The 3,720-nt window shown below is 72.2% G+C and carries 2 protein-coding genes and 1 pseudogene; 2 read left to right on the top strand and 1 reads right to left on the bottom strand.

What is annotated here, in order from left to right; genetic code table 11:
* Positions 1–376 precede the first annotated feature (376 nt).
* Positions 377–1,120, top strand: coding sequence for a thioesterase II family protein (locus ACFWA7_RS03640; RefSeq protein ID WP_385536669.1), 744 nt, complete (start codon positions 377–379; stop codon positions 1,118–1,120).
* Positions 1,121–1,217: 97 nt separating this feature from the next.
* Positions 1,218–2,633, top strand: a complete 1,416-nt coding sequence (locus ACFWA7_RS03635) for an amidase (protein WP_385820639.1) — start codon at positions 1,218–1,220, stop codon at positions 2,631–2,633.
* A 166-nt stretch (positions 2,634–2,799) separates the two neighbouring features.
* Here the strand turns inward: ACFWA7_RS03635 and ACFWA7_RS03630 are convergent.
* Positions 2,800–3,600, bottom strand: a pseudogene (locus ACFWA7_RS03630) (pentapeptide repeat-containing protein); the annotation flags it as partial.
* Positions 3,601–3,720: the final 120 nt, after the last annotated feature.

Raw genomic sequence — 3,720 nt, 5'->3', positions numbered from 1 at the left:
GAGCCGGGTGAGATCGGACAGCCGGGCACGACGAATGGTTCCCTTGTGCTCGCGAAGCATAGCTGTGGTGACCCGTCCCCCGAGTGCCGGGCACTTCACAGTGGCCGAACGACCGTAATTTCTGCTTGCGGCAAGTGCGGCAGCCGCAAAATATACACTCGATCGGGCAGTTGACCAGAACAGGTTGACCACCCGGTTCCGTATCTCACATGACACCCCCGGACAACGTCAAGCGGCGCACGTCGAGGCCGCCGGGCGGATGCCCTGGGCGCCGACCGCGGGCCCTAGGCTGAAGGGTGGCCCCACCAAGAACTTGAATGCTGGACTTCACCCGAAGCGCGCATGAGGAGAAGGATCGACCGTGGCAGGATCGTCCATGAGCAGCCCCTGGATCCGGCGGTTCCACCCCGCTCCGCAGGCCGCCACCCGGCTCGTCTGCTTCCCGCACGCGGGCGGCTCGGCCACGTACTACTTCCGGGCCTCCCAGACACTCTCGCCCGAGGTCGATGTGCTCGCGATCCAGTACCCCGGCCGCCAGGACCGGCTGGCCGAACCGTGCGTCAAGGACATCTCCGCGCTTGCCGACCGCATCGCCGAGGAGCTGGCCCCCTGGACGGACCGGCCGCTCACCCTCTTCGGCCACAGCATGGGCTCCGCGGTCGCGTACGAGGTCGCGTTGCGCCTGGAGCGGCGCGGCACCGTTCCGTTGGGCCTGTTCGCCTCGGGGCGCCGCGCTCCTTCTGTCGTACGTGACGGGTATGTCCACCTCGGCAGCGACGAGGACCTGCTCGCCGAGCTGAAGCGGCTCAGCGGCACCGACGCGCAGGTGCTCGCCGACGAGGCGCTGCTGCGGATGGTCCTGCCGACGATGCGCAGCGACTACCACGCCATCGAGACCTACCGCGCCACCCCGGCCCCGCCGCTGAGCTGCCCGGTCGTCGCCCTGTCCGGCGACGACGACCCGGTGGCCGAACTCGACGAAGTCGCCCTGTGGGAGCGGCACACCTCGGCGTCCTTCCGGATGCGGGTGTTCGCGGGCGGCCACTTCTTCGTCGACGACCACCTCCCGGCCATCACCCGCGAGATCCGCGAGCACATCGCGACCGCGAACGCCCGCTGACCGCCTTCGGCGCCGGGGCCGTCGAACCCCGGCGCCGACCGGCTCGTACACGTATGTCACGCTGACCCGGGCACGCAACCGAGGAGTGGACGACCGCATGGAGCCGCACGCATACGCAGCCTTCGACGCGGTCGGTCTGCGCGAGCTGATCCGTACGCGCGAAGTGAGCGCCGCCGAGGTGGAGGACGCCGCCCGGCGTGCGGTCGAGCGCGTGAACGCCGATCTCAACGCCGTGACCGGGCCGTTGTTCGACCCGGCCCCGGCGCATGAGCCGGACGGGCCGCTGGCCGGGGTGCCGTTCGTCATCAAGGACAGCGGCCCCTTCACCCAGGGCGTGCCGTTCACCCTGGGCAGCCGCAGCATCCGGGGCGCCTACGCCCTGGTCGACCACGACCTGATGGCCCGCTTCCGCACCGCCGGACTGGTCGCCCTCGGCCAGAGCACCGCCCCCGAGTTCGGCCTCAACTTCGCCACCGAGTCGGTGCGCTACGGCGTCACCCGCAACCCGTGGGACCTGGAGCGGGGCGTCGGCGGCTCCAGCGGCGGCTCGGCCGCGCTGGTGGCCGCCGGGGCCGTACCGTTCGCACATGCCAATGACGCGGGCGGCTCGATCCGCGTCCCGGCCTCCTGCTGCGGCCTGGTCGGCCTCAAGCCGAGCCGCGGCCGCACCCCGTCCGGACCACTCACCGGCGAGGCCGCGTTCGGGCAGCTGGTCGAGTTCGGCCTCACCCGGACCGTACGGGACGCGGCACACCTGCTCGACGCCGTGTCCGCGCCGACGGTCGGCGAGAAGTACCAACTGGCGCCGGTCACCCGGCCCTACGCCGACGAGGTCCGCACGGACCCGGGCCGGCTGCGGGTCGCCCTCACCACCGTGCCGTGGTCGGGCGTGCCCGTCGACCGCCAGATCGCCGAGGCGGCCGTCGCCGTCGGCCAGGTCCTGGAGTGGATCGGCCACATCGTGACGGAGGCGAGCCCCGACGTCGATGCCGACGAGGTGGTGGAGGCGGTCATGCTCAGCGCCGTCTCGACCGGCGGCGCGGTGCTGCGGGGCGCCCCGCGCCGACCCGACCCGTCCGCACTCGAAGGCGTCTCGCGCCGCGTCCTGGCCGAGGCCGAGTCCTTCACCGCGCTGGACGTCCTGGCCGCGATGGAGGCCCAGCACCTGGTGACCCGGCCGATCGGCCGCTTCTTCCTCGACCACGACCTACTGGTCACCCCGACACTGGCCCAACTCCCCGCCCGGCACGGCACCCTGGACTATGACGACGCCCGCCACAGCATCCGCTCCTGGCTCCGCCGCATCTTCGAACACGGCCCGTTCACGGCCCTGTTCAACGTCTCCGGCCACCCCGCGATCAGCCTCCCCCTGGGCCAGAGCCGCGAGGGCCTGCCCATCGGGGTTCAACTGATCGCCGCCCATGGCCGCGAGGACCTGCTGCTGCGGGTGGCGGCGCAGCTGGAGCAGGCGGTGCCTTGGGCGGAGCGGCAGCCTGGGGTTTATGTGGATTGAGCGGACGCGGCGGCTACTTGTTCCGGGAGCCGGCCGGGCCCGGGCGCCTGCGGCCGGAGGCGCCGGGCTTGCGCGCCGGGGAGCCCTTGCGCGGGGCGCCGCCACGTCCAGGCGGGCCCGGGGCGTCCTCGCGGGCGGGCGTGGCCGGGGCGGTGGCGTCCTTGTTCCAGTGCGACGGGCGGTCGAGGCCGGCCGGGAGAAGGGTGGCGGCGTCGCCCTGCGCCACGTTGACCTGCGTCTGGGTGAGGAAGAGGCAGTCGGTGAGGTCGGCGCCCGCGAGGATCGTGTCCCGGAAGTCCGCGCCGATCACATCGGCGAGCCGCAGGTCCGCGCCGCTCAGGTCGGCGGCGATGAGATACGCGCCGCGCAGATCGGCCCCGCGCAGGTCGGCACCCTTGAGCCGGGCCCCGAACAGGTCGGCGCCCCTGCGGTCCTTCTTCTTGCCCCGGACCCCGGCACGCACCAGCTCGCTGGTCCGCAGCAGCAGCGTGTTCACCTCGGCCCGGTACGCCGCCACGTCCAGGCCGAGCAGGGTGTCCACGTCGCTGAGGGTCAGTCGCTCGATCTTCTCCAGCGCGGCCCGCACCTCGCGGTGGACCGGCCGGGCGGCAGGGCGGGCCGGCGCCTCGGAGAGGTACCGGAGCAGCTCGTGGAACTGCCGCATCACCGGGAGCGCCCCGAACATCTGCCGCGCACCGTCCGGGGCCTCCCGCCAGTTCTGCCCGGCAAAGGTGACCTGCGAGATCTTCTGGCCCGCGCCGAAGCAGTCGTACACCGTGCACCCCTGGAAGCCCTTGGGACGCAGCTTGTCGTGGATGCCGCACCGGAAGTCCTGCTGGAGGTTGGGGCAGGGGTCCCCGACGGCCTTGTCGATCGCGAAGTCCGTCGACCGGCAGAATGCCAGCGCGACGCGGCACAGGCCGAAGCAGTTCGCACAGTCGGCCCGCAGTTCGGATGTCTCGGACAAGGTGGGTGGTCTCCTGTCAGGTACGGCAGGACCGCGGTGGGGATACCGAAGCCGTACGCCTCGCAGAGGATGCCCACTGATCGCTCTCGCGGGGAATCGGGGCCCGAGCAGGGGCAAGGC

It is taken from the genome of Streptomyces sp. NPDC059994 (assembly GCF_042737755.1).
GTDB lineage: Bacteria > Actinomycetota > Actinomycetes > Streptomycetales > Streptomycetaceae > Streptomyces.
This window is presented reverse-complemented; position numbering and strand designations above follow the sequence as displayed.